Source organism: Bdellovibrionota bacterium, assembly GCA_035292885.1.
Taxonomy (GTDB): domain Bacteria; phylum Bdellovibrionota_G; class JALEGL01; order JALEGL01; family DATDPG01; genus DATDPG01.
The window spans coordinates 1-5,463 of record DATDPG010000176.1 but is presented as its reverse complement, the minus strand read 5'-3'; the positions used below and the strand labels follow the sequence as shown (position 1 = coordinate 5,463).

8 protein-coding genes are annotated in these 5,463 nt (G+C 55.2%); 3 read left to right on the top strand and 5 right to left on the bottom strand.

Annotated elements, in window-relative coordinates; translation table 11 throughout:
* Positions 1-136: 136 nt before the first annotated feature.
* Entirely contained in the window at positions 137-328 is a 192-nt protein-coding gene (locus VI895_12830) for a twin-arginine translocase TatA/TatE family subunit (protein ID HLG20683.1), read from the bottom strand.
* Positions 329-436: 108 nt separating this feature from the next.
* Between VI895_12830 and VI895_12825 the strand changes: the two genes are divergently transcribed.
* Entirely contained in the window at positions 437-1,591 is a 1,155-nt protein-coding gene (locus VI895_12825) for a hypothetical protein (protein ID HLG20682.1), read from the top strand.
* A 29-nt stretch (positions 1,592-1,620) separates the two neighbouring features.
* On the opposite strand, the gene VI895_12820 is transcribed toward VI895_12825, so the two are convergent.
* A complete protein-coding gene (locus VI895_12820) occupies positions 1,621-1,785 on the bottom strand; it encodes a hypothetical protein (GenBank protein HLG20681.1) in 165 nt (54 codons plus the stop codon).
* On the opposite strand from VI895_12820, the gene VI895_12815 reads away from it, so the two are divergent.
* Positions 1,736-1,969 (top strand): SWIB/MDM2 domain-containing protein, encoded by a 234-nt coding sequence (locus tag VI895_12815; protein ID HLG20680.1) that lies wholly within the window; start codon positions 1,736-1,738, stop codon positions 1,967-1,969. The genes VI895_12820 and VI895_12815 overlap by 50 nt on opposite strands.
* On the opposite strand, the gene VI895_12810 is transcribed toward VI895_12815, so the two are convergent.
* From VI895_12810 to VI895_12800, 3 genes are read right to left on the bottom strand one after another with little or no spacing between them, the layout of a single operon-like run.
* Positions 1,959-2,534 (bottom strand): CDP-alcohol phosphatidyltransferase family protein, encoded by a 576-nt coding sequence (locus VI895_12810; GenBank protein ID HLG20679.1) that lies wholly within the window; start codon positions 2,532-2,534, stop codon positions 1,959-1,961. The genes VI895_12815 and VI895_12810 overlap by 11 nt on opposite strands.
* On the bottom strand, positions 2,531-3,589 hold the full coding sequence (locus tag VI895_12805) for a hypothetical protein (GenBank protein ID HLG20678.1): 1,059 nt from the start codon (positions 3,587-3,589) through the stop codon (positions 2,531-2,533). Before VI895_12805 ends, VI895_12810 begins: the two co-directional genes overlap by 4 nt.
* Entirely contained in the window at positions 3,552-4,505 is a 954-nt protein-coding gene (locus VI895_12800) for a GDP-mannose 4,6-dehydratase (protein ID HLG20677.1), read from the bottom strand. The genes VI895_12805 and VI895_12800 overlap by 38 nt, the downstream gene beginning before the upstream one ends.
* A 295-nt stretch (positions 4,506-4,800) precedes the next feature.
* On the opposite strand from VI895_12800, the gene VI895_12795 reads away from it, so the two are divergent.
* A partial coding sequence (locus VI895_12795; protein ID HLG20676.1) for a GAF domain-containing protein occupies positions 4,801-5,463 on the top strand: 663 nt, incomplete at its 3' end.

Sequence of the window (5,463 nt, the reverse complement as noted above, 5' to 3'; positions counted from 1 at the left end):
AAGCCCGTGATCGAGGCCGCAGGGTCAAAATGCCCGGAAGCGTACTTGAATAGGTACGTTGAGGACATTTTGACCCGAGAACAAAGAGCACGGGCTTTGCAGCCGGTCGCAGCAGAAAACATTTATGAGACCGGTTCTAATCCTTTTGGCTCTTGTTTTCGCTCTTGGATTTGTCTGAGGGCTCTTCGTCGTCCCCGCCGAACGCCTTTCGGAAATTGCGGATCCCCTTACCTAAAGCACTCCCAACCTGCGGAAGCTTACCGCCGCCGAAAAGGACGAGAACAATAGCCAAAATGATGAAGAGTTCTGTGGAGCCCAAACCGAACATTGGTAAAGATGTTAGCAATTCGCCGAGGCAAAGTAAACCTACGAGACCTAACTTTTCTAAGCGATTCTGACATGTTAGGGTCAGCCGCCGCGGATACTAGGGAGTGCATTGAATCCAAGAGTTAAACTTACCGATTTGAAGGGTGGCCAGGATTACTTCCTGTTGGTCACAAAAATGAATCTCACCGGACTTCGAGTCGAATCCGCTCGAACACTCTCCCCCGGCACGCCCGTACATCTCTCCATTCAAATCGAAGAGGGTGAAAAATCGGTCGAACTGGAAGGAGAGGTCCATACCGTAGCGGAGCGACCGGGCGGCCGAAAAGGGATGGTGATCCGTTTTGTAAACCCTGATCCGTCGAAGGTTGCGCGAATTGAGGTGCATCTCAATACGGCGAAGAACCGATCCAGGAAGGGCCAAGCATCGGCACTCTCCGCTCCCCCCTCCTCCGAGCGAACGATGATGGTGTCGGCGAAGAAGTTCGATGCAAAGCTGGCCGCCCCGTCAAGAGAATCTCCGAAGGGTCTCCCTTCCACATGGGACGAAGAAGCCATGCAGGCGGCTCGCCTGGGGCTGGACGGCAAAACGCGGATCAACGCCCCCGAGGATTTTCAGAAGTATCTCCGTCAGAGGGAAAAACCAAAGCGTCGGCGCCGATTCCTGGTCTTCTTGATGCTCTTTCTCTTGATTGGCGCCGCGTACGTTTTTCGAGGTTTCCTAAAATCGCTTCCGCAGAAGGTCTCGATACGCGTTGGCGGAAACAAAGAGCCGTCCCCTCAAAACAATATCCCCTCTCCCCTTGCGGGAATCGCTCAGAACGAGTCCCCGGTTTCGGCGTCTCCCACTGCAGCGCCGTCCCCAGCTGCCGCCGAACATCGCAAAAAGCCAAGACTGGAGAGTTCTCCGCCCCGAGGCACCCCTGTGACAACAACCGCACCGCCCTCAGTCGCTGCGAAAATTCAAGAAATTCAAACAGAGGACGGCGGAGCCTTCGTGAAGGTTACGATCCAGGGCACCGCTAAACTCGATCGCTATGAGATTTCCAGGGCGATGAACCCGAGAAGACTGATTGTCGATTTCCCCGAGATTCGCTCCTTCAGCGTGGACAACGTGATCACGGTCAGCAAGAACCCGCTCTTTCGAGTGAAAACCGACAAAGGGGCCAGGGGGACGCAAGTCATCTTGGATTTATATCCGGTGGTTTTCCCCCGGTATGACGTGAAAGCTCAACCGGACAAAATGGAAATTTTTCTCCGACGGTAGAAACTGGTCTACCCTTCTTAAAAAATGCGTTACAATCCAGCATCAACAATTCCCTCTCGTAAAGGAGACAGAATGGCGAAACGTAAAAAAAGGACTTCCAAAAAACGCAGTGCCAGGGCCAAGCGAAAACCGAACAAAGCATTCATGAAGCCGATGATGCCGAGCGCATCTTTGGCGGCGGTGATCGGTTCCAAAAAGATGCCCCGCACAGAAGTGACCAAAAGGATTTGGCGCTACATCAAACGCAACAAGCTTCAGGACCGAGTGAAGCGAACGATGATCAACGCCGACGAAAAGCTAAAGAAAGTGTTCGGTGGCAAGCGCAAAGTTACGATGTTCGAAATGACCAAGTTGGTCAGTCGACATCTTAAAGACTAGTCGTCCGTCTCAGAGCGACCTGGCTCTGTTTACGAAAGATGTGCAAAAGCACACGTACGTAAACAACTGCGGATACGATCGTCAGGACCGCTGAAAATAGGACTGAATAACTGAGGGCCGCTTGTACGCGCAGCGAAGTTTGTTGGAGAAGGGCCAGCAGGAGGGCTATGTTCTGCCCGACCGTGGCCAGTTTTCCGCTCAGGTGAGGGCGAATTCTCACCTCCACGCCGCGCGCGTGCAGAAGAATAACGCCGCCGACCAGCTGAAGATCGCGGGCAATCGTGATGACGCAAAACCAGACCGGAAGTTGGCCGGTCCAGGTCAGCGCGATCAAGCAGGACGTAATCAGGAGCTTATCCGCAACTGGATCGAGCCAAGCTCCCAGCGTGGTCGTCCATCCGAATTCGCGCGCCAAAAAACCATCCAACAAGTCCGTAATTCCTGCGCACACGAGAATCGATAACGCCAAAGCGACTTGCCCTCGCCACAGAGTGTAAACAAGGGGAACCGTCAATATCATTCGTACGACCGTAAGACTGTTGGGAATCCATCGGAACGGCTTCATTTGGCTTCGAACCACACCGATCGCTGCGAAATGTTGGAGACGGCCAATCGCGTGCCGGCAAAAGACGGCTTGCCGAGCACTCGGGCCAATTCCGCGCCGGTCCCTTCAAACGTCACCGTAAACGTGACACGCCCCGGGGAATACGCCGATTCCTGGGCGGAGGAGATCCCTTCCCTGCCGGAAGTCAGAAAATCGCGCAATTCCTTATAGGGTCGAAACGAAGACAATCCCTGAACCGTCACTTCATACACGCGCCCTTCCCCCATCTGCTTGAGCCACGCCGGAATCATCTTCTCCAATAAAGATAGAACCAAAAGCCCGGCGGCCAATTCGGGGCCGTCCTTAAGGGAAAAATTCCCTCGAACGTTGGCTAGTTCCATCGTCACCGGCTCGAGTACGGCTTGAAGATCGCCTGAGATCGCTTCGTTTCCGCGTAACGCGAAGGTCCCGCGGATGAGTATCGCGGAATCCGTTTTTGAAGTTTTACCGGCGCCGGATCGAGACTGTGGCGAGGGACCCTTTTTCTCCACGGTATAACCGAGCCCCCTCAGCCTCCGAAGCAATCGTTCGGTCCAGATGGCCGAATAGCTCCGCGGGCCGGCCGGCCCCTTTACGCCTCGCTCTTCGAAAGGTGACAAATAGATCGTCGGTCGCCTTTGCGAAGCAAAAAGGATCCCCCACCGTTCCAACTCTTCCTGAATTTTTTCCGTCCGAGGAACCACCAGCGCTTCCACTCGAAGCACATTGTCCTTCACCTGCTCTCGTTGAAGCTTGTAGTCCTTTACGAACGTCCGGAGGTTTTGCGCCGCCTTGTACGAGATGAGATCCCGATTGAGACCGAAGAGGACGGAGGGGAGCAACTTGGAAGCCGCTGATTCCACCGCCCCCAACATCGCCGCATCCAAGGCATTCCCTTTGGCTTTCGCAAGATCCTTGGAAGAAACCTGGGCTTCGCCCGCGCTGGGAATGGCGGGAGACTCTTCCGCCGCCCATGCCCCGGCAATTCCCGAAACGAAGCTACATATGACTGCGATACCAGTCGATCGTACGCGCAAGGCCACTCTCCATGTCGAATTCGGGTTCATATCCCAAGAGCTGCCGAGCCTTCGAAATATTGGGAATTCGAAGTTCGACATCCGCCTCCGTCCATTTCTTTTGAACGATTTTCGACGACGACTTCGCCGCTCGAATCACTTCTTTCGCCAAATGATAAATCGTAAGCGTGTTTTTCGGGTTTCCGATGTTGAACGCCTCGCCGACGGCCTCTTTTCGGGTCAAGCAGAGCAAAATTCCCTGGAGGATGTCGTCCACGTAACACCAGGACCGGATCTGATCGCCGTCGTTGTGGACGGTTAACTCTTCGTTCCGTATGGCGCGCACGACGAATTCATGAACCGCCCCCAGCCCGATCTGGTTCGGGCCGAAAATATTGAACGGCCGGATCGAACAGGTCGGAGTTCCGTAATCCTTCCAATAATTGTGCGCCAGATGTTCCGTCGCCAGCTTGCTCACGGCGTAGGTCCATCGCGCCTCCCCCACCGCCCCCAGGCTCGTGACGTTCCCCTCTCCCACTTTATAGGCGTAGACGCCGAAAACTTCACTCGTGGAAAAGTCGATCAGGCGTTCGATCGCCTTCTTGCGCGCCCGCGCCTCCTCCAAAACATTGTAGGTCCCTAAAATCGCCGTCTCCATCGTCCGGGCCGGCTGCTTGAGAACGGTGTCGACACCGGCGATGGACGCCAAATGCACGATGTGAGTCACACCGTCCATGGCGCTCTCGACCGTCGCGCGATCGCACACATCACCTTTTCGGATTTCGATGTTTGGCTGTTTTGAAAGTTCAGTATTGGAGATGGCGTCGCGGAAAAAATTATCCAGAATCCGTACGCGGTTGTCACGGTAAAGGAGGGCCGAAAGGTGGGTTCCGATGAACCCGGCGCCGCCCGTGATAAGAATCGTCTTTCCCTTCATTGGCGCCTTACTTTACCCGGATTGACCGCGTTGGGCTAACCGCGGCGCTCAATCATCAGAACCGAGCAAACTCAAAGGCAACGAAGCAAATAAGCCTTTTTCGACAGCGGGATAGGGCTTTACCCGCCCCGGTGGGCCGCGTATAAGCCGAATCAGCATGTCTCTCGAGCGAGCCGCCATAGCCGCAGCGCGCAAGACGAGAAGGGTCGGCGCCTTAAAAAGATCGCTTTCCCCGAAGAGTCCGAAGAAAACCCTTAAACCACGAAACGAAGGCGGTACCGGCTGGACTCACGCCGTGCTCCGTCACCAGGCGGCCCTTCTCGCTCTGGCGAAACATCCCGCCATCACCGACGGGAACCTTGAGCCAGCTTTCCGAGCGATTACGAAGGCAGCGGCGGATGGATTGGCCGTTGAGCGCGTGGGGGTATGGCTTTACCGAAACCACGCTTCAAAAATCGAGTGCGTGAATCTGTACGAGCGATCTCTTAAAAAGCATTCGAGCGGCCATCTCCTCGCCGCCAAGAATTTCCCTTCTTATTTCAAAGCACTCGAGCGAAATCGGACGATTGCGGCTCACGACGCCCACCACGATGAACGGACGAGCGAGTTTTCAAAAACCTACCTCACCCCTTTGGGGATCACATCGATGCTGGACGCGCCGATCAATTTGGGGGGTCACGCCATCGGCGTCGTCTGCCACGAGCATGTCGGATCCAAACGCACCTGGACCACGGAGGAACAGACCTTTGCGGCGTCGATAGGAGACTGCGTCGCCATGGCTGTGGAACGATCGGAACGGAAAAAGGCCGAAGAAGCTCTCAAAGAGAGCGAACGGAAATACCGGGCGCTGATTAACGAGCGCCTCCAAGAGACCGAAGAACAGTTCCGGGCCACGTTTGAACAGGCGGCGGTCGGACTTGCGCATATCGGTACCGACGGCCGATACCGGAAAGTCAAC

Excerpts from the sequence above, each read along its gene's own strand:
- VI895_12830 (HLG20683.1), bottom strand. The coding sequence starts at position 328 with ATGTTCGGTTTGGGCTCCACAGAACTCTTCATCATTTTGGCTATTGTT.
- VI895_12815 (HLG20680.1), top strand. The coding sequence starts at position 1,736 with ATGAAGCCGATGATGCCGAGCGCATCTTTGGCGGCGGTGATCGGTTCC.
- VI895_12810 (HLG20679.1), bottom strand. The coding sequence starts at position 2,534 with ATGAAGCCGTTCCGATGGATTCCCAACAGTCTTACGGTCGTACGAATG.
- VI895_12800 (HLG20677.1), bottom strand. The coding sequence starts at position 4,505 with ATGAAGGGAAAGACGATTCTTATCACGGGCGGCGCCGGGTTCATCGGA.